Here is a 23,963-nt window from a genome sequence, read left to right as displayed (position 1 = left end):
TTAGGGACCGTTCCACCGCTTCTATGGCGAAGCGGACGCGATCCCCTTGATACCCCATCACCGTTCCAGAGCAACACGGGAACGCCGACGCGAACAGACCTCTCTAGTCAGATTTATCGCGAGAGCGTCTGAATTGCCCTCTTTCGGGCGATTATCACGACCGCGAAGCCGAACACGGCGAACTGGACGACCGTTCCGGTGATCGACTGCCACGGAAGCGCACCCTGGTGCAGCGCGCTCCCGATGTCCCCGGCGGCGGCGGTGATGCCGAAGGCCCCGACGTTGTTCATGACGTGCAGGGCGATGGGGGCCTCCAGACCCCCGGTGAGGATCGCCAGCCAGCCCATGAGCACGCCGAACCCGAAGACGTAGGCGATGCCCCAGTCGGTGTAGCCGTGGAGGGACGCGAAGGCGGCGGCGCCCAGGAGGACGCCCGGCCACGGGCTCTTGAGGTAGGCGCCGAACGCCTGGATGACCCAGCCCCTGAACGCGTACTCCTCCGCGGCGGCCTGGAAGGGCACGAGCAGCAGGATCACGATGAGGGGCGGCAGGAACCGGTCCCAGCCCACCCAGCTGAAGCCCGGGCTCTCACCGCTCAGCAGAAGCGTCCCCGCCTCGGCGGACTGCGCCAGCACGACCGCCACGACCGCGATCAGCAGGCACTGGCCCAGCCACGCCCAGCGGAGGCGGAATGCCACCGACGAGAGCGTGCCCGGCGGCCGCCGCTGGATCGCCCAGGCGGCCCCGAGGACGAGCGGGATGGACAGGGCGATCACGCCGAGCTGGAATCCCAGATCGGCCACCGGGTCCACGAAGATGCGCGAGCCGTCCATCGCCATCGGCAGGCCGGCCACGATCGAGAGCAGTCCGGCGGCCAGCCCGAGCCCGATCGACACCACGAGGAACGCGGCCACGATCGCCAGCGTGCCGGCGACGGGCCGCCACCACCGGTGGACCGACGTGCGGGCCAGTCTGTCGTAGCGGACTCCCGGCAGTGGCCGTACGGCCCATGGCGCCCGGACCGGCTGCCACGCGTACGGCGCCCCTTGGTAGGGGCCCGGGTAGGGCCACTGGTAGGGCTGCGGTTCGCTCATACCCCCATTGTTCGCGGCTGCCTCCGCGCCCTCGACGATGCCCCCTCGCCATTTGCGTAGAAGTCCACAGACAGACCGGGCGCGAGCGGGTTCACTCGAAGCCAAGAGCCGTCGCGAACACTCCAGGAGCACGCAATGAGCCGGCTAGGACCCGTCTACACGCTGGCCGCGGGCGCGGTGGTCGCCGTCGCCCTTGGGGCGGCCAGCCTGAAGGCCGCCCCCTCCTTCCAGCAGGTGGGAGCGGCGCAGGACACGACCGCCGCCGCGGCGCCCCCCGCGGAGTCGCTGCCCGCGCCCTCGCAGGAGCCGTCCCAGCAGCCCTCCGGCGAACCGGTGGGCGCGCCCGACCCGACGCCCAAGAAGGCCGACTACGCGGGAGTCGTGCAGGGCAACGGCGGGCTGGTGGCGATCGCCGTACGCGACGGAAAGGCCGTCGCCTACTTCTGCGACGGCCGGATCGAGGCGTGGCTGAAGGGCACCGCGGAGAACGGCACGGTCACCCTCGAGGGGAAGGACTCGCTGATCACCGCGGCCCTGGGCGGCGGAAAGGCCCAGGGCAGGCTCCAGGTCGGCAAGGCCAAGTGGCGCTTCACCGCGCCCCTGGTGAAGAAGCCGTCGGGTCTCTACCGGGCCAGCGCGGCAGTCCGCGGAGCGAAGATCGTCGGCGGCTGGATCGTCCTGCCGAACGGCCAGGAGGTGGGCCGGGTGCAGATCGGCGGCAGCGGCGAGCCCGCCCCCCGCTACGTGCCGGGCACGGCCGTGGACTACTACGGCGTCACGCTGCGGCCCGAGGAGCCCGACGGTTTCATCGACGAACTCGTCCGCTGACACCCACGACCCGAGCCTTCACCCCGCGCCGAGCCCTTCGCCGCCGTCGATCGAGGAGCCCTCCGTGACCCACACCACCGTCATCACCAAGCGGAGCGTCGTCCCGCTCCTCGTCCCGCTCGGCGTCGGGGCCCTGGTCGCCGTCGCGCTCGGCGTGTACGGCAGGGCGCACACCCCGACCGGCTTCGCCGTCGGCGTGGCCGGGTTCTCCGGACCCCTGGCCATGAAGGCCTGGCTGACCACAGGCGCGGCCCTGCTCGCGATCGTGCAGGTCCTGTCGGCCATTGCGATGTGGGGCAGGGCGGGGGCCCGATCCGCCTGGCTCGCCCCCCTGCACCGGTGGTCGGGCAGGATCGCCTTCCTATTGACGATCCCGGTGGCCTTCCACTGCCTGTACGCGCTGGGCGCCCAGTACGACAGCCCCCGCGTCCTGATCCACTCGCTGCTCGGAAGCTTCTTCTACGGCGTCTTCACGGCCAAGATGCTCTCGCTGCCCAGACGGGGCCTGCCCGGCTGGACCCTGCCGGTCCTGGGCGGCCTCGTCTTCACCGCGCTGATCGGGCTCTGGCTGACCTCGTCGTTCTGGTTCTTCACCACACTCGGCGTCCGGCTGTAGAGCCCGGACGTCACGAGGCCGGAGGCGTGAAGGAGGTCGTGCGGGGAAGACCCGCCGCGCGGCCCTTGGCCGAGATCACGAGGGCCATCTTCCGCGAGGCCTCGTCGATCATCTCGTCGCCGAGCATCACCGCGCCCCGCTTCTCTACGGTCGTGTAGTACTCGTACGCGTCGAGGATCAGTTCGGCGTGGTCGTAGTCCTCCTGAGACGGCGAGAACACCTCGTTGGCGGCCTCCACCTGCGACGGGTGCAGCACCCACTTGCCGTCGAAGCCCAGGGCCGCCGCCCTGCGCGCGACCCTGCGGAAGCCGTCCACGTCGCGGATCTGCAGGTAGGGCCCGTCGATGGCCTGGAGGTCGTGGGACCGGGCCGCCATCAGGATCCGCATGAGGATGTAGTGGTAGGCGTCGCCCTCCTCGTATCCGGGCGGCTGCTGCCCGACGACGAGGGTCCGCATGCCGATCGAGGCCATGAAGTCGGCGGGCCCGAACACCAGGGTCTCCAGGCGTGGCGAGGCGCCCGCGATGTCGTCCACAGCGACCAGTCCCCGGGCGCTCTCGATCTGGGCCTCGATCCCGATCCCGCCCTCCGGCAGGCCGGTGGCCCTCTCGATCTGGCCGAGCAGGGTGTCGAGCCAGGTGACGTGGGAGGCGTCCTCGACCTTCGGCAACATCACGCAGTCGAGCCGGTCGCCCGCCCCCTCGACGACCTCGATGACGTCGCGGTAGGTCCACTCGGTCGTCAGGTCGTTCACCCTGACGACGACGGTCTTGCCCGTCCAGTCGCCGTCGCGCAGGGCGGCGACGATGTTCGTGCGGGCGTCCTTCTTGGCCCCCGGGGCGACCGAGTCCTCCAGGTCGAGGAAGACCTCGTCGGCGGCCAGGCCCTGTGCCTTCTCCAGGAACCGGGGGTTGCTGCCGGGCACGGCGAGGCAGGAACGTCGAGCGCGCATGGCCCACACCGTAGCGAGAAACGGCCCCGCTGAGCACCGGGGCGGCAGGTGCGACCACAGTCGTTCGTAGACCTGCTACAACCGCCACCCGTGATGTGACCGCCTTGTCCGAGGTTGTACAGGTTGGCAACTGTGCCTTCTGTACAAAGCGCTCCACTTGTTCTTGGTGTCGCCCCCGTACGGCTTTCCTCGGCGCTGTCCAAGAATGGACATCGGCAAAGTGATCCTCCGCGCCGGTTCAGCCGGAGGCAACAGTCGAGAGGGAGCCATTCATGGCCAACGCCGCCGCAGGGACCCGCCCCGCCGTACTGTCCGACCTCATCCCGGGCAGGCTCGTCCGCGACATCGCGCTGATCGCCGGCGCGGCCCTGCTCACCGGGCTGTCCGCCAAGGTCAGCTTCCCGGTGCCGGGCACCCCGGTCCCCGTGACCCTGCAGACCTTCGCGGTCCTGCTCTCGGGCGCCGCCCTGGGCCTGCACCGGGCCGCGATCAGCATGGCCCTCTACCTGCTCGCCGGTCTCGCCGGGGTGCCGCTGTTCGCCGCGGCGAGCGACGCGACGCTCGGCTACGTGGTCGGTTTCTTCCTCGCCGCGAGCGTCGTCGGGGCACTCGCGGGCAGGGGCGGCGACCGGACTCCCTGGCGGACGGTCGGCACCATGGCCGTGGGCACCGTGCTGATCTACGCGATCGGCATGCCCTGGCTCATGGTCTCCACCGGTGCCGACCTGCCGACCGCCTTCGCGCAGGGGGTCGTCCCCTTCCTGATCGGCGACGGCCTGAAGGTCCTCGTCGCCGCCGGTCTCCTTCCGGCCGCGTGGAAGCTCACCAGCCGGAGCTAGGCTGATCACATGAGCCTGCCGGTGATCGAGGAAGGCGCCAAGAAGTCGGGCGTTCTGTGGATCGGACGCCGGCTGGCCTGGCACGCCTGGCATGACGGCGCGATCTACGTCGTGACCGGTGGGGGCGAGCAGGATCTGCCCGGCCTCACCGACGCGGCCGAGTCCGAGGTCACGCTCCGCAGCAAGGACAACGGGGCCGAGCTGGTCCGCTTCACCGCCTCGGTCGAGATCGTCGACCAGGCGGCGGAGCCGGACGCGATCGCGGCGCTGGCCAAGGAGCGGCTCAACGCCCCCGACGCCTCCGGGCTGACCGCCCGCTGGGCCGCGCACTCCACGGTCGTACGGCTCACGCCCCGCTGAGGAACGGCCCCGCGGGCGTCGTTCACACCCGTACGGCCTCCGCGGCCTCCGGCGCCTCCGGCGCGAGCCGTACGGTCGCCGACTGGGCGAGCAGTGCCCCGGCGAGCACGATCAGGCCTCCGACGATCTGGGCGGCGCCCAGGTGCTCGCCGAGCAGGATCCAGGCGATGACGGCGCCGGCGATCACCTCCAGCGAGGCGACGGTGGCCCCGACGGCGGCGGAGAGTCGGCGGACCGCCGTCACCCCGGTGAAGTACGCGATGACCGTGGCGACCAGCACGAGCCACAGGGCGGCCCCCGCCACCGGGAGGGAGTGCCCGCCGATGGCGACGGTGGTGCCGAACGCCTCCCACGGGATGTTCCACGGTTGCGAGATCGGCAGCAGGACGACCGCCGAGCCCACCATGCCCCAGGCGATGAGGCCGAACGTGTCCACGTCGTCGGAGAATGAATCACTCATCAGGAAATATCCGGCGCAGCACGCGCCCGCGACGAGGGCGATCACAAGCCCCAGCGCGTCGAGCCGCAGGCCCTCCCAGACCTGGACCACGATCGCCAGCCCGACGACGGCGATCAGCGCGCCGAGGTAGGCCGCCCGCGGCAGCCGTACCCGCCGGACGAATCGCACCCACAACACGACGATGACGGGAGAGGTGTACTCGATGAGCAGCGCGACGCCGACCGGCAGCCGCGTGATGGCCAGGAAGAACAGGGTCTGGACCGCCGCGACCGCGACGACCGCGTATGCGACCAGGAACGGCAGGCGCGCACGGGGGATGCGCAACGCCCGTGGCCGGACGATCGCGAGGGCCAGGATCAGGAGCACCCCGGATCCGGCCATGCGCACCCAGACGGATTCCAGCGGTGTGAGACCGGCGGCTCCGAGGTATTTGGCCATCGGGCCGGAGAACCCGAAACAGACGGCCGACACGAACGCGATCGCCAGGCTCACAGCCCGCATGCCCACCTGCCCATGTAATTACTGTTAGGTGCTCTTGATGCTGTCATATCGGTATCTTGCTCGCATCTGCGCGTAGCCTGAACAACGTGGATCGGATCTTCGTGGCACGGCTGGCCGGCCTCGCCGTCTTCGATCCGGCCGGAGACCAGATCGGCCGGATCCGCGACGTCGTGGTCTCCCTCCGCGGCCCGCTTCCGCCACGCGTCCACGGCTTCGTCGTCGAGGTCCAGCCGCGCCGACGGGTGTTCCTGCCGATCACCCGCATCACCAGCATCGAGGCGGGCGCGGTCATCTTCACCGGAAAGCTCAACGTGCGCCGCTTCGAGCGGAGGAACGCCGAGACGCTGGCCATCGGCGAGATGCTCGACCTCGGCGTGCAGTACAAGGGCGAGCCGGTCACCGTCCTCGACCTCGCCATGGAGCAGACACGGCCGTCCGACTGGCAGATCGTGAAGGTCGCGATCCGGAAGGGCACCCGCCGCCGGGGCGAGACCCTCGTCGTCGACTGGGACGAGGTCACCGGCTTCGGGATCACGCAGAAGGACCAGGGTGCGGCGAACCTGCTCGCGGCCTTCGAGTCCATGCGCCCGGCCGACCTGGCCAACATGCTCCACGAACTGCCCGGCAAGCGGATGGCCGAGGTGGCGGCCGCGCTCAACGACGATCGGCTCGCGGACGTGCTCGAGGAGCTGCCCGAGCGCGACCAAGTGGTCGTGCTGAGCCAGCTCCGCAAGGAGCGGGCCGCCGACGTGCTGGAGGAGATGGGTCCCGACGACGCCGCCGACCTGCTGCAGGAGCTGCCGTCCGAGCAGGCGGAGACGCTGCTGCGGCTGATGGTCCCGGAGGAGGCGGCCCCGGTCCGGCGGCTGCTGACCTACCGGGAAGACACCGCCGGCGGAATGATGACGTCCGAGCCTGTCGTGCTGCCGCCGAACGCCACCGTGGCCGAGGCGCTCGCGCACATTCGTCAGCGGGAGCTGACCCCGGCGGTCGCCGCCGAGGTGTACGTGACCCGGCCGCCCACCGAGACGCCGACCGGCAGGTTCCTCGGCGTGGCCCACTTCCAGCGGCTGCTCAGAGAGCCGCCGTCGACCCTGCTCGGCGCCATGATAGACATCACCCTGGACCCGATCAGGCCGGAGTTCAGCCTCCCGGAGGTGGCCTCCTACCTGGCCACCTACAACCTGGTGGCGATCCCCGTCGTCGACGAGCTCGGGCGCCTGCTCGGCGCGGTGACCGTGGACGACGTGCTCGACCACATGCTGCCCGAGGACTGGCGGGAAAGGCACGACTGACCGACATGACCGAGCGCCTCGACCAGCCCCGCGAGCTGACCCCCCGGGTCCGGCTCTACTACGACCCCGAGGCCTTCGGGCGGCTCTCCGAACGCATCGCCCGGTTCCTCGGCACCGCGCGCTTCATCGTCTACATGACCGTGTTCGTCTCGGTCTGGCTGGTGTGGAACTCGTTCACGCCCTACGCGTTCGACCCCTATCCGTTCATCTTCCTGACGCTCATGCTCTCGCTCCAGGCGTCGTACGCCGCCCCCCTGATCCTGCTCGCGCAGAACCGGCAGGCCGACCGGGACCGGGTCCTGTACGAGCAGGACAGGATCACGGCCGAGCGCGACCAGGCGGAGATCGAATATCTCACCAGGGAGATCGCCGGCCTGCGCATGGCCGTCGGCGAGGTCGCCACCAGGGACTACCTGCGGGCCGAACTCCAGCGGCTTCAGGACGAGCTGTCCGGCCCAGCCTCCTGACCGGCCTGCCCGCCGGTCCCGGCCTGCCCGCCGCTGCCGACCTGCCCGCCCCTGTCGGCCTGCCCGTTGCTGTCGGCCTGCCCGTACGGCCCGCCGCGCCAGCCCGGCAGCGGCGCACGGCCGATGGCAACGTCGAGGGCCGCCCGGGCGAGCAGGCGGGTCGAGTCCAGCGTCGGGAGCGGGGAGACGTCCGGCGTCACGAGGAGAGGGATCTCCGTGCACACGAGGGCCACCGCGTCGCAGCCCCGTTCCGCTAGCCGCCCGATGACCCGCGCGTACTCCCGCCGCCCCCGCTCGGAGACGACGCCGCCGAGCAGTTCCTCGAAGATGACCTCGTTGACGATCTCCCGGTCCGCGGCGTCCGGCACCTCGGCCGCGATTCCCCGCCTTTCGAACGCCACGGGATAGAGCGGGCCGTCCATGAGATACCGCGTGCCGAGCACCCCGACCCGCGTACGGCCGTCGCGGGCGGCGCGGTCGGCCACGACGTCGGCGATGTGCAGGCCGGGCAGCGCGAGATCCTCTCCGGGCAGTTCCAGCGCCATGTGGGCGGTGTTGTCGGGGCAGACGAAGAAGTCCGCCCCGGCCTTCGCGAGCCTCGCCACGCTCACCGACAGCGTGTCCCTGATCGAGGCGTGGTCCCCCGAGTCCCAGGCGGGCATGCTGCGCGCGAGGGCGATGCAGTCCATGGTCACGTCGGGGTGCTCATGCGGGCCGAGCGCGGCGAACCCCTCCTGACAGAAGGAGAGGAAACACAGGGCGGCGCCCTCGGTGCTGTGGGCGAGAATTCCGAGATGCCTCATCGCGACTCCAGCCCTTTCCGTAAGCCGTATCCCATTGGTCTCCCGTTGGCGCAAATCCTCGTGGACGCAGGCACACCCGCGTTCGTCGGACCGCGCAAGAGTCCATAGCATGGATTCATGGCACCATCCCCAGAATTGGTAACGGCCGCCCTGGCGACGGTCAACGACCCTGAGATTCGTCGGCCGATCACCGACCTTGACATGGTCAAAAGCGTGGATATCTCCCCGGACGGGGTGGTGCGCGTCGGCATCTTCCTCACGGTCTCCGGCTGCCCCATGAGGGACACCATCACCCGCGACGTCACCGCCGCCGTCTCCAAGCTCGACGGCGTCGCCCGTGTCCACGTGGACATGGACGTCATGAGCACCGAGCAGCGCAAGACGCTGCAGACCAAGCTGCGCGGCGACCGGGGGCCGGAGAAGGAGATCCCCTTCGCCAGGCCCGGCTCGCTGACCCGTGTGTTCGCCGTGGCCAGCGGCAAGGGCGGTGTGGGCAAGTCGTCCGTCACCGTCAACGTTGCCGCCGCGATGGCCTCCTCCGGGCTGAAGGTCGGCATCGTCGACGCCGACATCTACGGCCACTCCGTGCCCCGCATGCTCGGCGTGAGCGATCGGCCCACCAAGGTCGAGGACATGATCATGCCTCCCGTGGCGCATGACATCAAGGTCATCTCGGTTGGCATGTTCAAGCCCGAGGGCAACACCCCGGTGGTCTGGCGCGGCCCGATGCTCGACCGCGCGCTCCACCAGTTCCTCGCGGACGTCTTCTGGGGCGACCTCGACGTGCTGCTGATGGACCTGCCGCCCGGCACCGGCGACATCGCGATCTCCGTGGCCCAGCGGATGCCCACGGCCGAGCTCCTCGTGGTCACCACCCCGCAGCAGGCCGCCGCCGAGGTCGCCGAGCGCGCGGGATCCATCGCGGCGCAGACCCACCAGCAGATCGCGGGCGTCATCGAGAACATGGCCTGGCTGCCGTGCCCGCACTGTGACGAGCGCATCGCGGTCTTCGGCGAGGGCGGCGGTCAGACGGTGGCCGACGCGCTCACCCGCACGCTGGGCTCCAAGGTGCCGCTGCTCGGCCAGGTGCCGATCGACCTGCGGCTGCGTGAGGGCGGCGACGAGGGCAAGCCGCTCGTCCTGACCGATCCCGACGCCCCGGCATCCGTCGAACTGCGCAGGATCGCCGCCGGTCTGAGCAAGAAGTCCACCAGCCTCAAGGGCCTCAAGCTGGACATCTCGCCCACCAAGCACTGACGGCGGGGGCCTACGTAGCCTCGTTGTCGTAGGGCGGGATCTCCCCGAAACCGAGTTCCGGCTCGGCGGCCCCGATCGGCTGGGGAGCGGCGTCAGGTGTGCCGTTCCAGTCGTTCTCGAGGTCGTCGAGCAGGTGCTTGCGCACGAACGTCTTCGGATTGAGGTCGGCCGGGTCGAAGTTGGAGAACTCGGGCCCGAGGTTGGCCTGAAGGTCCGCCTTGGCGTTGTTGGCCATCTGCCGGAGCTGCCGCAACGTCTTACCGGCCTGAGAGGCAGCCTGGGGAAGCTTGTCCGGGCCGAAAACGAGCAGGCCGATCACCACGAGCGCCAGGATCTCCCACCAGCCGAGTCCGAACACGGTGATCTCCTCAATAAGCAACGACTGGGTTCAGCCTAATACCCCCCATTCCGGCCCGGGACCGGGCCTCAGGAGGGACGCACCGCCGGGACGGGCGCAGCGCCGACCGTTACCGTGGCCGTCTTCATCTGGCCCTCGTGCTGGAACCTGATCGTCATCTTGTCTCCCGGTGCCTTGCTCCGGACGGTGACGACCAGCTCGCGGCTGCCCCCTACAGGCTTGCCGTCGACCTCCAGGATGACGTCCCCGGGCGCCAGGCCCGCCTCGGCCGCCGGGCCGCCGGGAGTCACGGGAGGCTCCCCGGACTCGGTGCCCGTCGCGATCCGCACGCCCTCGCCCTGGTAGCCCTGGTCGATGGTGATGCCGATCCGCGAGGTCCTGGCCACGCCGGTGGTGATGAGCTCCTGGGTGATCCTGCGCACATGGTTGACCGGGATCGCGAAGCCGAGGCCGATGCTGCCCGTCTGCTGGCCCAGGGCCGGGGAAGCGCCGACCGCGGCGATCGCCGAGTTCACGCCGATCACCTCCCCCGAGGCGTTGACCAGCGGGCCGCCCGAGTTGCCGGGGTTGATGGCCGCGTCCGTCTGGATCGCGTTGATGAGGGCGTAGTCGGAACCGGTCGAACCGCCCGCCTCGACCGGCCGGTTCAGCGAGCTGACGATGCCGGTGGTCACGGTGCCGGCGAGGCCGAGCGGCGAGCCGATGGCGATGACGGGATCTCCGACGACCACGCCGTCGGAGTTGCCGAGCGGCAGCTCCGGAGCCTTGACCCGGACGTCCGGCTTGACCACGGCGAGGTCGGAGTTGGGATCACGACCGACGATCTTCGCGCTCGCCGAGGTGCCGTCGTTGAACCGGATCTTGATCTCGCCGCTCTGCCCGCTGACCGCGGCCACGTGGTTGTTGGTCACGATGTAGCCGCCCTTGATGACGAACCCCGAGCCGGTGCCCGCCTCGCTGTTACCCCTGACCTCCAGGGAGACGACGCTGGGCAGCACCTTGGCCGCGACGCCCGCCACGGACTCGGGCGGACGGGCGGTCGGACCGGCCGCGGGGGCGGCCAGGGAGTATCCCGGATCGGTGCCCGCCGGCGCCCGGGTCAGCAGCCAGGTGCCCACGCTCCCCGCCCCTCCCGCTACCAGCGCGATGACCACGGCCAGCAGGGCCGGCAACCCGGCACGCGCCCGAGGCGGCGCGACCGGGCCGGTCGGCGGCGGACCGCCCGGAAAGAGGCCATACGGCGCCGTGGGAGGCGCCCAGCCCTGACCGAAGCCGTGAACGCCCAGTGGGGGCTGGGCCCCGCCTGGAGGACCCCAGCCGGGCTCCTCACCCACGGGGAGGAACTCGGGCCGGTCCGACGCGCTGGAGGAACGCGTGTGATCGGTCATCGGGGCAGCCACTCCTCACGCGACGACGGCAACGCCTGATGCTATGCCGTTTCCCGTGGTCAGCGGGAAAACCGCGGGCTGGCACTGCCTGACGGACTCGGCGAGACCCTCACGAAGGGCGCCGGGTCCTTCGCCGGATGTACGAACAACACGTCGGGACCCGGGTCCTGGCGGGCGCCGGAACCCCCGACCATGAACATCGTGCCCAGGGCGACCGCCGCGGAGGCGACGCCCACGGCGACGTATCCGGCACGCCTGGCGCGGTTCGGCCGCCTCCCCGGACCGGACATCCCGCCGGAACGCCCCGGCCGGTTGTCGAGCGGGGCGATGCCGTGCATCCCCGGGAGGCCGGTGGACCCGAACGCCGGGTGGTCGGGAAAGGGGCGCATCCGCGGCGGGAGCGGCCCTCCCGGCTCCGACATCCGCAGCAGGGACATCGTCAGGTCGGCCGGCATGGCCGGCGGCTCCATGGAGCGAAGACGGCTCTTCAGCGCCCGCAGCGCGTCGACCTCCGCGCGGCAGTCCGCGCAGAACGTCAGATGGCCGAGCGCCCGCTCACGCTCGCTGTGGCCGAGTTCGCCGTCGATGAGCGCGGAGACGCGCTCGCCAAGGTGATTCACAGTCCCTCCCTGCTGAATGACGGGGGGAACTGATCGCCGCTTCTGTCCGTGGAAGGCGCGCGGTGTTCCAGAGCCTCCCGGAGTTGTGCCCGGGCCCGGTGGATGCGGCTGCGGACGGTCCCAAGCTTCACGCCGAGCGTGGCGGCGATCTCCTCGTAGGACAGTCCTTCGATGTCGCACAACACGACCGCGGCCCGGAACTCGGGCGCCAGGGCGTCGAGCGCCGCCTGGATGTCGGGTTCCAGGTGCGCGTCGTCGTAGGCCTGCGCGGGCGAGGGCTCCCGGCCGCGCAGCCGCTCGGCGGCGTCGTCGGCGAGGCCCTCGAACCGGATGCGCTGCCTGCGGCGCGCCATGTCGAGGAAGAGGTTCGTCGTGATCCGGTGCAACCAGCCCTCGAACGTCCCCGGCGTGTAACTCGAAAGGGAACGGAACACGCGGACGAAGACCTCCTGGGTGAGGTCCTCCGCGTCGTGCACGTTGCCCGTCAGCCGGAAAGCCAGGCGGTACACCCGCGCGGAATGCGTTCGGACGACCTCCTCCCAGGTGGGAGGCGTCCAGCCGGACACCGAAGTCTCCGCCTGGTGGTCGTGCTCGTCCACCGGCATTCCTCTCTGCAGGATCGTCGCTACAGCCATAGTGCCTGGTTTCGCCCCTTCCCGCGCACCGCGAGCCGAACGGCCTTGAACAAAGACCGTTCAAAGCGTGCAACGTCACCGTTGTGGCGTGAGTTCCCGTTCCGGTCCGACTCCCCTAGGCTGCGACCAACATGAACCAGGGGAAGGAGAGGCCGATGGCGACTCCGGCCAGCCTGGAGTACGCGGAGGACTTCGTCCCAGAGGACGAGATCCTCCAAGAGGCACGCCGACGCGGCATCGAGGTGGGAGCGACTCCGCTCCTGCCCGGGTGCGGGGCGGCCTTGTGCTTCCTCGCGACCGTGGCCGGCGCCCGTTCGGTTGTCGAGGTCGGCACCGGATGCGGCGTCTCCGGGTTGTGGCTCCTGCGCGGGATGCGACCGGACGGCACGCTGACCAGCGTGGACGTCGAGCCGGAGCACCAGCGCATGGCCAGACAGACGTTCGCCGAGGCCGGCTATTCCGGCAGCAGGATCCGCCTCATCGGGGGCCGCGCCCTCGACGTGCTGCCCCGCCTGGCCGACGGCGGCTACGACATGGTCTTCTGCGACGCGGCGAAGCAGGAGTACCTCGACTACCTCGACGAGTCGGTCCGGCTGCTGCGCCCCGGCGGCATCGTGGCGTTCGCGAACGCCCTGTGGCGCGACCAGGTCGCCGATCCCACCCGGCGCGACCCGGACACCGTCGCCGTCCGGGAACTCGGCCGGATGGTCAGGGAGGACGAGCGGCTGCGCCCGCTCATGCTCCCCCTGGGCGACGGTCTCCTGGTCGCGGTCAAGCTGCCCGACTAGCCGGCCAGGTAGCTCAGCAACATCCGGACGCCGAAGCCCGTCGCGCCCTTGGTGAGGGGGCCGTCGTCGGCGGTCGACCGCGCGGGCCCGGCGATGTCCAGGTGCGCCCACGGCCGCTTGCCGATGAACTCACGCAGGTACAGCGCCGCGATGACCGACCCCGCGGAGCCGGACATCTTGCGGTCCACGTTGGTCAGATCGGCGACGTCGGAGTCCAGGTCGGCCCGGTAGTCTTCGATCAGGGGCATGCGCCAGAACGGCTCACCGCTGACCTCGCCGGCGGAGAGCAGGGAGCCGGCCAGCGACTCGTCCGTGGCGTAGAGCGCGCCGAGGGAGACGCCCAGCGCCACCTTCGCCGCACCGGTGAGCGTGGCGATGTCGATCATCACATCGGGGTCCAGCTCGGCGTCGGCGTACGCCAGGGCGTCGGCCAGCACCAGCCGGCCCTCGGCGTCGGTGTTGAGCACCTCGACCGTGCGGCCGCCGTACTGCGTGATGACGTCGCTCGGCCGCTGGGCCGAGCCCGAGATGGCGTTCTCCGCACAGGCGATCAGGCCCGTCACGCGGACCGGCGCGTCGAAGGCGGCCAGGGCGCTCATCACGGCCATCACGACGGCGCCGCCCGCCATGTCGGTCTTCATGGCCTTCATGCCCTCGGTGGGCTTCAGGGACAGCCCGCCCGTGTCGAACGTGATGCCCTTGCCCGCCAGGACCACGTGCGGCGTGCCGTCGCCGGCGTTCTCGGGCGTGTACTGGAGCTGGACGAACCTGGGCGGATGGATCGACCCCTGGCCGACCGCCCGGATGCCTCCGAACGGGCCGAGCTCGTCGTCCGCCCAGACCCGAAAGGCCAGGCCGTGGTCTGCGGCGATCTCCTTGGCCCGGCCGGCCAGCCATTCGGGGGTCTTCACGTCGGACGGGGTGTTGATCAGGTCACGGGCGAGAGCGGTGGCGCGGGCGGCGACCTCGCCGCGGCGCAGGGCCTGCTCGTCCGCACCCGCGAAGACGATCTCCTCCACCGCGCGTGTGCGGGTCTCGCCGATCCTGAACGTGTAGGAGGCGAGCAGGGCACCCTCGACGAGAGCGCTCACGTCACCACTCGAGGGGACCAGCACGGACAGGGAGGGGCGTCCCTTGGCCTTGCGCGCGAGAGCCGCGCCCGCCTTGCGCAACGCCGGGGCGGTGCGGTCGCCCGTGCCGTAGAGCAGGACGCGGCCCACGCCGTCCCCACGGACCACGGGAACCTCGTAGACCTCGCCGGGCTCGCCCTTGGCTTCGTAGTGGGACAGAAGGGCGGTCACCGGCACCGGAAGCTCGACGGGCGGAGCGAGGTCGGCCCCGAAGGGCACCGCGGTCAGCTCCGCGTCGTCGGCGAGCCGATCAGCAACGGTCAACGTGGTCTCAATTGGCACGAACGCCTCCCAATAGGGCGGCCCCGGCGCGGGGGGGATCCCGTCACCAGGGCCGAAAAGTCGAACAGGTCGGCTGAACCCTCAGCCGACCACTGTCTTCAGCGCGTCTCCGAGAGCGCCGGCCTCATCCGCCGAGAGCTCGACGACGAGTCGGCCGCCACCCTCGAGAGGGACCCGCATGACGATGCCCCGTCCTTCCTTGGTGACCTCCAGCGGACCGTCGCCAGTCCGTGGCTTCATCGCCGCCATGCGTGTATCCCTTCCCGCGTAGTCGGCCACCCCGAAGGGTGACCGGCGCATTCACGTTTCTGTGATGTTCTATTATCCCGCCTCCGAGCTCAAAAAGGTAACGGCCCGGCTCCGGTCAGTCGATCAATAAGGGCTCAGGCACATTGTCGGAGAGCGATCCAGACCCTCAAACTGAGAGGGATGAACGCCCGAGCCGCACTTTTCGACCTCTACGGCGACCACCTCCGCACGCGTCACGGACGCGCCTCGGTGGCCGCGCTCGTCAGGCTGCTCGCGCCCCTCGACATCGCCGCCCCCGCCGTACGGACCGCGATCTCCCGCATGGTCCGGCAGGGGTGGCTCGACCCGGTACGGCTGCCGCAGGGGCCGGGGTATGCGGTCACGCCGAAATGCGAGCGACGGCTCGACGAGACCGCCACGCGGGTCTACCGCGGGGGCGCCGCCGAATGGCGGGGGCGGTGGCACGTGCTGGTGCTCGAGCCGGTCAGGGAGCGGGCGAAGCGGGAGCGGATCCGGGCCGATCTGGCCTTCCTCGGCTACGCCCCTCTGTCGGAGACCACCTGGATCGGGCCGTGGGCCTCCCCCGAGCTGGACGCGCTGCGACTGCCCGCCCACCGGTTCGACGCCGCGCTGGAGGGCGACACGCGCGAACTGGTCGCCCAGGCGTGGGACCTGGACGGCATCGCCGGAGCGTACGAGGATTGGCTCGCCGGTGCCGTGGATCTCGTGGGATCGCTGCCGGGGAACCCCCCGGACCACCAGGTCTTCGCGGTCCGGAGCAGGTTGGTGCACGGCTGGCGCAACTTCCTGTTCCGCGACCCCGGCCTGCCGGCGGAACTGCTGCCTCCGGGATGGCCGGGCGACAAGGCCCGCGCCTTCTTCGAGCAGGAGGCGGCCCGGCTGCTGCCCGCGGCGGCGGCCTTCGTCGACCGCAACCTGGATGGGGGATCGTGAGATGAGTGTCGGCTACGAGGTCGAGCAGGCGGTCGCGACGGTCACCCTGGACCGCCCCAACGCGATGAACTCGCTGACCGCGGCCATGAAGGGCGAGTTGCTCGCGACGCTGCGCCGGGCCGCCGGGGACGCGTCCGTGCGCGCCGTCCTGCTGACCGGGGCCGGCCGGGCCTTCTGCGCGGGACAGGACCTGCGCGAGCACGCCGACAACCTGGACAGCGGCCTCGGGCTCGCGAACACGGTTCGTGAGCACTACAACCCGATCGTGCTCACGATCGCCTCGATGGACAAACCGGTGGTCGCCGCCGTCAACGGCGTGGCCGCGGGAGCGGGGGCGTCACTGGCCTTCGCGTGCGACTTCCGCATCGCCGCCGAGAGGGCGAAGTTCGCCATGGCGTTCACCGGGATCGGCCTCGCGCCCGACTCCGGCGCCTCGTGGACCCTTCAGCGCCTCGTGGGCCCCGCCGTGGCCAGGGAGATGCTGCTCCTGGGCGAAACCGTCGACGCGACGCGCGCGCTGGAGCTGGGCCTGGTGAGCAAGGTCGTGCCGGGCGAGGACGTGGTGCCCACGGCACGCGAGCTGGCGCTGCGCCTGGCGCAGGGACCCACCCTGGCCTACGCCGCGACCAGGCGTGCGCTCGACTTCTCCGCCTCCCACCCGCTCGCCGCCGCCCTCGACCGCGAGGCCGATCTGCAGGACGAGTGCGCGGCCACGGCCGATCATCTGGCCGCGACGAAGGCCTTCCTCAGCAGGGAGACCCCGCGCTTCGAAGGACGTTGACCTCCTCGCGCACCCAGCAGTCGACCACGTGGTCGTTGACCAGGCCGATCGCCTGCATCAGCGCGTAGGCGGTGGTCGGGCCGACGAACCGGAACCCGTGCTTCTTGAGCTCCTTGGCCAGCGCCTTCGACGCCGCGGTCTGCGCGGGCACGTCGCCGAGGCCGGCCGGTACGGGCGAGGACGGGTCCGCGAACTTCCAGACCAGCCGGCACAGGCCGTCCGGCAACTCCGCCGCCGCCCTGGCGTTGGCGATCGCCGCGTCGACCTTGGCCCGGTTCCTGACGATGCCGGCGTCGTTCATCAGGCGCTCGACGTCGGACTCGTCGAACGCGGCGACCTCGGGGATCGAGAACCCGGCGAAGGCCCGCCGGAAGTTCTCCCGCTTGCGCAGGATCGTCAGCCACGACAGGCCGGACTGGAACGCCTCCAGCGTGATCCGCTCGAAGACCCGGTCGTCGCCGTGGACCGGGCGCCCCCACTCGTCGTCGTGGTAGGCGATGTAGTCCGGGGCCGAGGTAGCCCACGCGCACCGGTTCACCACGACTCTTCCGCGTCCGCGCGGTCGTCCTCCCAGGCGCCCGCCGCGGTCTTGGAAGGGACCTCGGGGGTCTTGGCGGGGATCTCGGAAATCTTGGCGGGCACCTCGGGAGTCCTGGAGGGGATCTCGGGGGTCTTGGGGATCTCGGGCAGGTGCTCGGTGACGGCCGGCTCGGCCGGCCGCGCGAAGGCCTCCTGCCGCGCCTGGAGGCGGCCGGCCAGCAGATCCGCGACGCGCTGCTCCAGCACCGCGATCCGGGTGTCCCGCTCGCCGAGCGCGGTCGAGAACCGGTAGAGGGCCTCGTCCACGACCTGGGTGTGGTAGCCGACCAGGCTCAGGGGCAGCTGCAGGCTCATGAGATCGGCAGCGGTCAGGTGACCGGCGTCGGGCAGCTCCGTCGGAGGCGTGTCCGGATGGAAGACGGCCAGCTCACCGCCATGGCCGAGCGACACCATCCACACGCAGAAGAGGACGGCGAGTCCGGCTAAGACGAGTACGACCAGCACATACGAATCGTGCCACAACTCGCATGCGTGCGAGCATTGAAGGCATGACCATTGTGATCCGTCCGGAGGACGAGGCCGACCCGGCCTGGACGGCGGCGGGCTCGCTGTCCGAGGTCTCCGCGCTGGCCCAGGCCGGCCATACGGTCATGGTGACCCTGCCGGAGGACGAGACGGAGGCGATCGCGGCGGCCGCCGCGTTCGCGTGGGCGGGGGCGACGGTGTTCCGCACCTCCCACCAGGTACGGCAGGCGCTCGACATGACCGAGGTCCTGATGGGCCGCCGGCCTCCCGCGCTCACCCGGCGCGGCCTCGCCTGACTCAGGACTCGCCGATCTCCTCGGCCGTGGGCCGCAGGTGCGCGGCCGGCCTTTCCAGCAGGTCGAAGGCCTCCTCGACGGTGGTCGTCCAGGAGATCGCGTCGAAGACGTTGGGGCGGGTGAATCCCTGCTCGTACATGCCGTCGACGAGCCGGCGCAGCGGCGCGTACAGACCCCACGGGTCCAGCACCACCAGCGGCCTCTCATGGATGCCGAGCACCCGCGAGGTCCAGATCTCGAACAGCTCCTCCAGGGTGCCGATCCCGCCGGGCAGCACGAGGAAGGCGTCCGACCTGGCGTCCATCAGGCCCTTGCGCTCGCGCATGTCCCCGGTGACGATCAGCTCGCCGGAGTCGGTGTCCGCGATCTCGATGTCCACGAGCACCTGCGGGATCACACCCACGGTGTGGCCGCCGCCGTCCCGCACGGCCCGGGCGACCTCGCCCATGCAGGAGACGATCGCGCCCCCGCTGACGAGGGCGTGCCCACGCCTGGCGAGCTCCGTGCCGACGTCGCGGGCGAGGTCGAGGTACTTGCGGTCGATCTTCTGGCTGGACGCGCAGAACACGCAGATGAACACCTCGTCACGCTCCCGCGCGGTGCCGGTCGGCCTCGAGGATGATCCGGACGGCCTCGTCGGGGTCGTCGGTGACCCGCAGGAGGTCGACGTCCGACGGCGAGATCTTGCCCGTCTTCGCCAGCGTCGTACTGACCCAGTCGACCAGCGGCGACCAGAACTCCGACCCCATGAGGATCACGGGGAAGGAGGTGACCTTGTGCGTCTGGACCAGGGTGAGCGCCTCGAACAGCTCGTCGAGCGTGCCGAACCCGCCGGGGAGGGCGATGAAGCCGGAGGAGTACTTGACGAACATCGTCTTGCGGACGAAGAAGTAGCGGAACTCGACGCCCAGGTCGACGTACTCGTTCAGGCGCTGCTCGTGCGGAAGCTCGATCCCCAGGCCGACCGAGACGCCGCCGGCCTCTAACGCACCCTTGTTGGCCGCCTCCATGACGCCGGGGCCGCCGCCGGTGATGACGGCGTACCCCACCTTGGCCAGCGCGTGGCCCACGCGGACGCCCAGGTCGTACTCGGCGCTGTCTCGGGGGGTGCGGGCGGATCCGAAGACGGTCACCGCCGCGGGGAGGTTGGCGAGGGAGCCGAATCCTTCGACGAACTCCGACTGGATGCGCAGGACCCGCCACGGATCCATGTGCAGCCAGTCCGTCGGGCCCTTGCGGTCGAGCAGGCGCTGGTCATAGGTCGAATCGGGGACGAGGTCGCCGCGGAGCACCGAGGATCCCTGGCGGCGCTCAGGCCGGTCGTGGTTCATGTGCTCACGCTAGCGGGCCATGGCCAGTGCGGGCGTTCTCCACAAGATGGCCACAAATGCCGCTTTGTTCCCAGCTGTATATCTGGGCTCACTACCATCACACCTCGTGAACGAGCCACGCCCTCAGGACACCGCCGTGTTCGTGGACCACAGCGGCCGACGCGGCCGGATTCTCACGGTGACGGCGATCGGTTCCGGAGTCGTCGTCGTGACCCTCCTGGCCTTCGTCGTCACCGGAATGCTGGGCGGCACCGAGTTGCCCGGACTGGGCTGGCCCGGCAAGCCTCAAAAGGGACCGGCCATCGAGAGAACCGCTTCCCGGTCCGCGGGCCCGCCCACGCGGGCGCCACGCGTCAGCCCGTCCGCGACGGCGGTCCCACAGGCCCCTGTGCCCACCGCGCCGAGCAGCGAGCCGCAGCGGACACCTGACGCCACGCCCTCGGCCGGCAGGCCCGGCAACACCCCGCCGCCCGACGCCCAGGGTTCCGTGACGGGCAATCCCGGCCACGGCGGCACCCCGCCGGGGCAGACCGACAAGACGCACGGGCCGAAATGAGCACGCGGCGGACCAAGCGAAGCGACCCGCGCGCCCACTGGATCCTGGTCGCCCTGGCGGCCGTCCTGACCGGCGGGGCGCTCTTCCTGAACGGCTACGTCCACAACGTCGTCGGCGAGACGCACCCGCCCGCGGACGACACCGGCGATTCGGCGATGCTCGACCGGGTGCGCGCCGGCGGCCCCGTGGTGAACATGTCGGGACCACGACCGCAGGCTCTGCGCGTCGCACGGCGCACGGTGGCGCTCACCTTCGACGACGGGCCCGATCCGCGCTGGACGCCCCAGGTGCTCGACGTGCTTCGCAAGCACGGCGCCACCGCGACGTTCTTCGTGGTCGGTGCGCACGTCGCCGAGAATCCCGATCTCATCCGGCGCATGGTCGCCGAGGGCGACGAGATCGGCGACCACACGTACACGCACGCCGACGTGACGACGACCCCGGACTGGCGAAGCCGGCTGGAGTTGTCCCTCACACAGAAGGCGCTGGCGGGGACAGCCGGCATCCACACCCGCCTGGTCCGCATGCCGTACTCCGCGTCTCCTGAGGCCGTGGGGGACAAGCAGTTCGCGGCGATGCGACTGCTCGCGTCGGAGGGCTACCTGACCGCCCTGACCGATCTCGACTCCAAGGACTGGAGCCGGCCGGGGGTGGACAAGATCGTCAAGGCGTCCCTGCCGCCGCGCGACACCGGCGCCGTGATCATGTTCCACGACGCTGGAGGAGATCGTTCGCAGACCGTGGCGGCTGTCGACCAGTTGCTGACCACGCTGGACAAGCGGGGCTACACGGCCACCACCCTCACCCGGGCGGTCGGGCTCCCCTCGGCGCACACGCCCGCCTCCACGGGCGACCGGTGGCAGGGCGAGGCCCTGGTGCTCATCCAGCGGGCCTCCTCCGCGTTCACCGGATCACTCGGCTGGATCCTCGCCGCGGCCGGTGTGCTGACCCTGCTCCGGCTCGCGCTGTTCGTCGCCCTCGCCTGGGTCCACGCGCACAGGGCGAGGCGGCTGCGAAGGGACAGGGACGCCGGACGCCGCCGCCGGGGAATCGCGCGGTGGCCCGCTCCACCTCCCGTCACCGTGATCGTCCCCGCCTACAACGAGGAGGCGGGCATCGAAGCCACCGTCCGCTCACTCGTCGCGACCGACTACCCGGGGCTCGTGGAGGTCATCGTCGTCGACGACGGCTCCACGGACCGCACGGCGGAGATCGCGGCCTCGCTGGGTCTCCCCGGCGTACGGGTGATCCGCCAGCAGAACGGGGGCAAGCCGTCCGCGCTGAACACCGGGATCGCGCAGGCGGCGCACGACATCCTGATCATGGTCGACGGGGACACGGTGTTCGAGCCGTCGACCATCGGCAACCTGATCCAGCCGCTGGCCGACCCGTCCGTCGGCGCGGTCAGCGGCAACACGAAGGTCGGCAACCGGCGGGGCATGATCGGCCGCTGGCAGCACATCGAGTACGTCATCGGGTTCAACCTCGACCGGAGGGCGTTCGACCTCCTCGGCTGCATGGCCACCGTCCCGGGCGCCATCGGCGCCTTCCGCAGGTCAGCGCTGACGTCGGTCGGCGGCGTCAGCCTGGACACGCTCGCCGAGGACACCGATCTCACGATGGCGATCTGCCGCGAGGGCTGGCGCGTGGTCTACGAGGAGCACGCCCGGGCGTGGACCGAGGCGCCCACGTCCCTCGGGCAGCTCTGGCGGCAACGTTACCGGTGGTGCTACGGCACGCTGCAGGCGATGTGGAAGCACCGCGGGGCGGTCCTGGAACGCGGCTCCTTCGGACGCAGGTGCCTGGGCTATCTCATGCTCTTCCAGGTGATCCTGCCGCTGCTGGCCCCCGTCGTGGACATCATGGCGGTGTACAGCCTGGCCGTCGCCGACCCCCTGCCCGTGGTGGCCGTGTGGGCGGGTTTCGTCACCGCCCAGGCGCTCAGCGGGTGGTACGCGCTCCGGCTCGACGGCGAGCCCGCCTCCGCGTTGTGGGTGCTTCCGCTCCAGCAGTTCGTCTACCGGCAGTTGATGTACCTGGTGGTGATCCAGTCGGTGGCGACTGCCGTGCTGGGTGTGCGCCTGCGCTGGCACACGATCCGCAGGGAGGGCACCTTCAGCCCGGAACCGGTGCTCCCCGAGGTCACGACCGGCCGCTGACGGAACCGCTCAGAGTGGAGTGCTCAGCCAGTCGAGCATCCGCCGCTCGGTCTCCGCGATCATCGCCAGGCTCACGTGCTCACCGCTGGTGTGGGCCAGGTTGGGGTTGCCGGGACCGCAGTTGACGGCGGGCATCCCGAGAGCCGAGAACCTGGCGACGTCGGTCCAGCCGAGCTTGGCGCGCGGCGTGCCGCCGACGGCGGCGGCGAAGGCCGCGGCCACCGGGTGGGTGAGCCCGGGCCTGGCTCCCGGCGCACCGTCCCTGAGCCGCACCTCGAAGCCGTCGAACTGCTCGGTGACGTGGTCGAAGGCCTGCTCGACGGTGAGGTCGGGGGCGAAGCGGTAGTTGACGGTCACCACGCACTCGTCGGGGATCACGTTCCCGGCCACCCCACCGTGGATGCCGACGGCGTTGAGCCCCTCGTGGTAGCGCAGGCCGTCGACCACGGGACGCCTGGGCTCGTAGGCGCCGAGGATGTCGATGACCGGCTTGATCCCGTGGATGGCGTTGACACCCTCCCAGGACCGCGCACTGTGCGCCCTGGCCCCGCGCACGACCACCTCGGCCCGCAGCGTCCCCTGGCAGCCGCCCTCGATCAGCCCGTCGGTCGGCTCCATGACGACGGCGAAGTCGCCGGCGAGCCACTCGGGGTGCTCCCGGGTGAGGCGCAGCAGGCCGCTGCGCTCCGCCTCGATCTCCTCGCAGTCGTAGAAGACGAAGGTCAGGTCCCGGTTGGGGTCGTCCAGCAGGGCCAGCTTGAGCTGGACGGCCACGCCGCTCTTCATGTCCGAGGTGCCGCAGCCGTAGAGCAGGTCGCCGTCGACGCGGCTGGGCAGGTTGGCCGCGACGGGGACGGTGTCGATGTGCCCGGCGAGCACGACGCGCTCGGCGCGCCCGAGCGTCGTGCGGGCCACGATGTTCTGCCCGTCGCGGTTCACGGTGAGGTGGTCCAGCGGGGTCAGCGCCTCCTCGATGGCGTCGGCGATGGCCTTCTCACCGCCGCTGACCGACTCGATGTCCACAAGGCGCGCCGTGAGCGCTCCGACGTCCTGTCCAAGGTCCAGCCGCATGCCCCCTGAGCCTAGGCGATGCGCACGGCCCCGGACGCCTTGGCCTCGTCCTTCAGCCAGCCGTCGTGCCCCGCCTCCGCGGTCCAGGTCATGCCGCCGTAGTGCACCTCGCGCAGGCCGTACTTCTGCGCGTTGGAGACGTACCACTCGGCGATCAGCCAGCCGTGCTTGGCCGAGGAGTCGTCGCCCAGAGCCCGCACGAGCTGCTTGCGCGCCTCTTCGGGCCGCGGTGAGACGGGCTTGTCGGCCGGGGGGTACCAGCAGTGGACGGCCTTGGGGACGCGCCCGGTGAAGGCGGCCGTGAGGATCTTGGCGGACGGCTCGTGCTGCGCGTACGCGGAGCCGTCGGCCGAGCGCTGGACGGCCTGCGCCGCCTCGTGGAGGGGCATCGACTTGTAGTGCTTGACCTTCTCCAGCGCGGCGAAGAACTTCTTGGTCGCGTAGACGGGGTCGGTGAGCTGCTCGGGCGTGCCCCATCCCTGGGAGGGCCGCTGCTGGAAGACCCCCACCGAGTCCCGGTCGCCGAACGGCAGGTTGGCCAGCTTCGACTCCTGGATGGCGGTCACGTACGCGATCTGCAGGGCGCGCTCCGACAGCTTCCGCCTGGCGGCGACCGCCGCGATCGTGGCGGCGATCTGGGCCTGCTCGATGTCGAGGTCCAGCGTGCCGTCCGATGTCGTGACCAGGCAGTGTTCGCCTAAAGCGAACGGCTGGGCCTTCTTCATCAGGTGGTAGACACCGTATCCGACGCCTCCAACGATCAGGACGGCGATGATCAGAACGGTCAGGCCTACGCGGGAACGACGCCGAGTCACCCTCCAGAAACTA

The 23,963-nt window shown here is 70.7% G+C and carries 29 protein-coding genes; 13 read left to right on the top strand and 16 right to left on the bottom strand.

Annotated features, from left to right (window positions below):
- Positions 1-113: 113 nt before the first annotated feature.
- A complete protein-coding gene (locus Pph01_RS11545; protein ID WP_204073010.1) occupies positions 114-1,094 on the bottom strand; it encodes a CPBP family intramembrane glutamic endopeptidase in 981 nt (326 codons plus the stop codon).
- Positions 1,095-1,229: 135 nt separating this feature from the next.
- Between Pph01_RS11545 and Pph01_RS11540 the strand changes: the two genes are divergently transcribed.
- The gene (locus Pph01_RS11540) at positions 1,230-1,922 is read left to right on the top strand and encodes a hypothetical protein (RefSeq protein WP_204073009.1); all 693 of its coding nucleotides are present in this window, start codon (positions 1,230-1,232) and stop codon (positions 1,920-1,922) included.
- A gap of 64 nt (positions 1,923-1,986) precedes the next feature.
- Positions 1,987-2,538, top strand: coding sequence for a DUF6529 family protein (locus tag Pph01_RS11535; RefSeq protein ID WP_204073008.1), 552 nt, complete (start codon positions 1,987-1,989; stop codon positions 2,536-2,538).
- A gap of 10 nt (positions 2,539-2,548) precedes the next feature.
- Here Pph01_RS11535 and Pph01_RS11530 read toward each other — a convergent pair whose 3' ends face one another.
- Positions 2,549-3,490, bottom strand: a complete 942-nt coding sequence (locus tag Pph01_RS11530) for an HpcH/HpaI aldolase/citrate lyase family protein (protein ID WP_204073007.1) — start codon at positions 3,488-3,490, stop codon at positions 2,549-2,551.
- 272 nt (positions 3,491-3,762) lie between these two features.
- On the opposite strand from Pph01_RS11530, the gene Pph01_RS11525 reads away from it, so the two are divergent.
- Both Pph01_RS11525 and Pph01_RS11520 read left to right on the top strand, forming a co-directional pair.
- Entirely contained in the window at positions 3,763-4,329 is a 567-nt protein-coding gene (locus Pph01_RS11525) for a biotin transporter BioY (protein ID WP_204073006.1), read from the top strand.
- Between the two features lie 9 nt (positions 4,330-4,338).
- The gene (locus Pph01_RS11520) at positions 4,339-4,689 is read left to right on the top strand and encodes a hypothetical protein (protein WP_239116606.1); all 351 of its coding nucleotides are present in this window, start codon (positions 4,339-4,341) and stop codon (positions 4,687-4,689) included.
- Between the two features lie 22 nt (positions 4,690-4,711).
- On the opposite strand, the gene Pph01_RS11515 is transcribed toward Pph01_RS11520, so the two are convergent.
- Complete coding sequence (locus Pph01_RS11515; protein ID WP_204073005.1) at positions 4,712-5,650, bottom strand: EamA family transporter; 939 nt, start codon at positions 5,648-5,650, stop codon at positions 4,712-4,714.
- Positions 5,651-5,736: 86 nt separating this feature from the next.
- Here Pph01_RS11515 and Pph01_RS11510 point away from each other — a divergent pair, with 86 nt between their 5' ends.
- Both Pph01_RS11510 and Pph01_RS11505 read left to right on the top strand, forming a co-directional pair.
- Positions 5,737-6,945, top strand: a complete 1,209-nt coding sequence (locus Pph01_RS11510) for a magnesium transporter MgtE N-terminal domain-containing protein (protein ID WP_239116605.1) — start codon at positions 5,737-5,739, stop codon at positions 6,943-6,945.
- Positions 6,946-6,950: 5 nt separating this feature from the next.
- The gene (locus Pph01_RS11505) at positions 6,951-7,412 is read left to right on the top strand and encodes a DUF1003 domain-containing protein (protein WP_204073004.1); all 462 of its coding nucleotides are present in this window, start codon (positions 6,951-6,953) and stop codon (positions 7,410-7,412) included.
- Here Pph01_RS11505 and Pph01_RS11500 read toward each other — a convergent pair.
- Positions 7,382-8,215: an aspartate/glutamate racemase family protein gene (locus Pph01_RS11500; RefSeq protein ID WP_204073003.1), complete on the bottom strand. Its 834-nt coding sequence runs from the start codon at positions 8,213-8,215 to the stop codon at positions 7,382-7,384. The two genes, Pph01_RS11505 and Pph01_RS11500, sit on opposite strands and share 31 nt — an antisense overlap.
- A gap of 117 nt (positions 8,216-8,332) precedes the next feature.
- On the opposite strand from Pph01_RS11500, the gene Pph01_RS11495 reads away from it, so the two are divergent.
- Positions 8,333-9,472, top strand: coding sequence for an Mrp/NBP35 family ATP-binding protein (locus Pph01_RS11495; protein ID WP_204073002.1), 1,140 nt, complete (start codon positions 8,333-8,335; stop codon positions 9,470-9,472).
- 10 nt (positions 9,473-9,482) lie between these two features.
- Here the strand turns inward: Pph01_RS11495 and Pph01_RS11490 are convergent, their stop codons facing one another.
- From Pph01_RS11490 to sigE, 4 genes are all read right to left on the bottom strand, one after another.
- Positions 9,483-9,830 (bottom strand): sec-independent translocase, encoded by a 348-nt coding sequence (locus tag Pph01_RS11490; protein ID WP_204073001.1) that lies wholly within the window; start codon positions 9,828-9,830, stop codon positions 9,483-9,485.
- Positions 9,831-9,898: 68 nt separating this feature from the next.
- Complete coding sequence (locus Pph01_RS11485) at positions 9,899-11,218, bottom strand: S1C family serine protease (protein ID WP_204073000.1); 1,320 nt, start codon at positions 11,216-11,218, stop codon at positions 9,899-9,901.
- 59 nt (positions 11,219-11,277) lie between these two features.
- A complete protein-coding gene (locus tag Pph01_RS11480; RefSeq protein WP_204072999.1) occupies positions 11,278-11,838 on the bottom strand; it encodes an anti-sigma factor family protein in 561 nt (186 codons plus the stop codon).
- Entirely contained in the window at positions 11,835-12,443 is a 609-nt protein-coding gene (gene sigE / locus Pph01_RS11475) for an RNA polymerase sigma factor SigE (RefSeq protein ID WP_203883742.1), read from the bottom strand. The genes Pph01_RS11480 and sigE overlap by 4 nt, the downstream gene beginning before the upstream one ends.
- A 185-nt stretch (positions 12,444-12,628) precedes the next feature.
- Between sigE and Pph01_RS11470 the strand changes: the two genes are divergently transcribed.
- Positions 12,629-13,261 (top strand): O-methyltransferase, encoded by a 633-nt coding sequence (locus Pph01_RS11470; RefSeq protein WP_239116604.1) that lies wholly within the window; start codon positions 12,629-12,631, stop codon positions 13,259-13,261.
- On the opposite strand, the gene Pph01_RS11465 is transcribed toward Pph01_RS11470, so the two are convergent.
- Both Pph01_RS11465 and Pph01_RS11460 read right to left on the bottom strand, forming a co-directional pair.
- Complete coding sequence (locus Pph01_RS11465) at positions 13,258-14,673, bottom strand: leucyl aminopeptidase (RefSeq protein ID WP_204072997.1); 1,416 nt, start codon at positions 14,671-14,673, stop codon at positions 13,258-13,260. The two genes, Pph01_RS11470 and Pph01_RS11465, sit on opposite strands and share 4 nt — an antisense overlap.
- A gap of 81 nt (positions 14,674-14,754) precedes the next feature.
- On the bottom strand, positions 14,755-14,922 hold the full coding sequence (locus tag Pph01_RS11460) for a DUF3117 domain-containing protein (RefSeq protein ID WP_203883600.1): 168 nt from the start codon (positions 14,920-14,922) through the stop codon (positions 14,755-14,757).
- Between the two features lie 180 nt (positions 14,923-15,102).
- Between Pph01_RS11460 and Pph01_RS11455 the strand changes: the two genes are divergently transcribed.
- Both Pph01_RS11455 and Pph01_RS11450 read left to right on the top strand, forming a co-directional pair.
- The gene (locus Pph01_RS11455) at positions 15,103-15,876 is read left to right on the top strand and encodes a PaaX family transcriptional regulator (protein WP_204072996.1); all 774 of its coding nucleotides are present in this window, start codon (positions 15,103-15,105) and stop codon (positions 15,874-15,876) included.
- A 1-nt stretch (position 15,877) separates the two neighbouring features.
- Entirely contained in the window at positions 15,878-16,657 is a 780-nt protein-coding gene (locus Pph01_RS11450) for an enoyl-CoA hydratase-related protein (protein ID WP_239116603.1), read from the top strand.
- Here the strand turns inward: Pph01_RS11450 and Pph01_RS11445 are convergent.
- Both Pph01_RS11445 and Pph01_RS11440 read right to left on the bottom strand, forming a co-directional pair.
- Positions 16,623-17,198: a DNA-3-methyladenine glycosylase I gene (locus Pph01_RS11445; RefSeq protein WP_204072994.1), complete on the bottom strand. Its 576-nt coding sequence runs from the start codon at positions 17,196-17,198 to the stop codon at positions 16,623-16,625. The genes Pph01_RS11450 and Pph01_RS11445 overlap by 35 nt on opposite strands.
- Positions 17,192-17,701 (bottom strand): hypothetical protein, encoded by a 510-nt coding sequence (locus Pph01_RS11440; RefSeq protein WP_204072993.1) that lies wholly within the window; start codon positions 17,699-17,701, stop codon positions 17,192-17,194. The genes Pph01_RS11445 and Pph01_RS11440 overlap by 7 nt, the downstream gene beginning before the upstream one ends.
- A gap of 44 nt (positions 17,702-17,745) precedes the next feature.
- Here Pph01_RS11440 and Pph01_RS11435 point away from each other — a divergent pair, with 44 nt between their 5' ends.
- Complete coding sequence (locus Pph01_RS11435; RefSeq protein WP_204072992.1) at positions 17,746-18,018, top strand: hypothetical protein; 273 nt, start codon at positions 17,746-17,748, stop codon at positions 18,016-18,018.
- A gap of 1 nt (position 18,019) precedes the next feature.
- On the opposite strand, the gene Pph01_RS11430 is transcribed toward Pph01_RS11435, so the two are convergent.
- Positions 18,020-18,598: an LOG family protein gene (locus Pph01_RS11430; protein WP_204072991.1), complete on the bottom strand. Its 579-nt coding sequence runs from the start codon at positions 18,596-18,598 to the stop codon at positions 18,020-18,022.
- 4 nt (positions 18,599-18,602) lie between these two features.
- On the bottom strand, positions 18,603-19,349 hold the full coding sequence (locus Pph01_RS11425) for an LOG family protein (RefSeq protein ID WP_204072990.1): 747 nt from the start codon (positions 19,347-19,349) through the stop codon (positions 18,603-18,605).
- Between the two features lie 106 nt (positions 19,350-19,455).
- On the opposite strand from Pph01_RS11425, the gene Pph01_RS11420 reads away from it, so the two are divergent.
- Both Pph01_RS11420 and Pph01_RS11415 read left to right on the top strand, forming a co-directional pair.
- A complete protein-coding gene (locus tag Pph01_RS11420) occupies positions 19,456-19,905 on the top strand; it encodes a hypothetical protein (protein WP_204072989.1) in 450 nt (149 codons plus the stop codon).
- Positions 19,902-22,064, top strand: a complete 2,163-nt coding sequence (locus Pph01_RS11415; protein WP_204072988.1) for a bifunctional polysaccharide deacetylase/glycosyltransferase family 2 protein — start codon at positions 19,902-19,904, stop codon at positions 22,062-22,064. The genes Pph01_RS11420 and Pph01_RS11415 overlap by 4 nt, the downstream gene beginning before the upstream one ends.
- Before the next feature lie 9 nt (positions 22,065-22,073).
- On the opposite strand, the gene dapE is transcribed toward Pph01_RS11415, so the two are convergent.
- Together dapE and Pph01_RS11405 are read right to left on the bottom strand one after the other, a co-directional pair.
- Positions 22,074-23,135 (bottom strand): succinyl-diaminopimelate desuccinylase, encoded by a 1,062-nt coding sequence (gene dapE / locus Pph01_RS11410; protein ID WP_204072987.1) that lies wholly within the window; start codon positions 23,133-23,135, stop codon positions 22,074-22,076.
- 11 nt (positions 23,136-23,146) lie between these two features.
- On the bottom strand, positions 23,147-23,950 hold the full coding sequence (locus Pph01_RS11405; RefSeq protein ID WP_239116602.1) for a hypothetical protein: 804 nt from the start codon (positions 23,948-23,950) through the stop codon (positions 23,147-23,149).
- Positions 23,951-23,963: the final 13 nt, after the last annotated feature.

The organism is Planotetraspora phitsanulokensis, assembly GCF_016863295.1.
Taxonomy (GTDB): domain Bacteria; phylum Actinomycetota; class Actinomycetes; order Streptosporangiales; family Streptosporangiaceae; genus Planotetraspora; species Planotetraspora phitsanulokensis.
The sequence above is the reverse complement of the archived record's forward strand: the minus strand, read 5'-3'. Positions and strand labels throughout refer to the sequence as shown.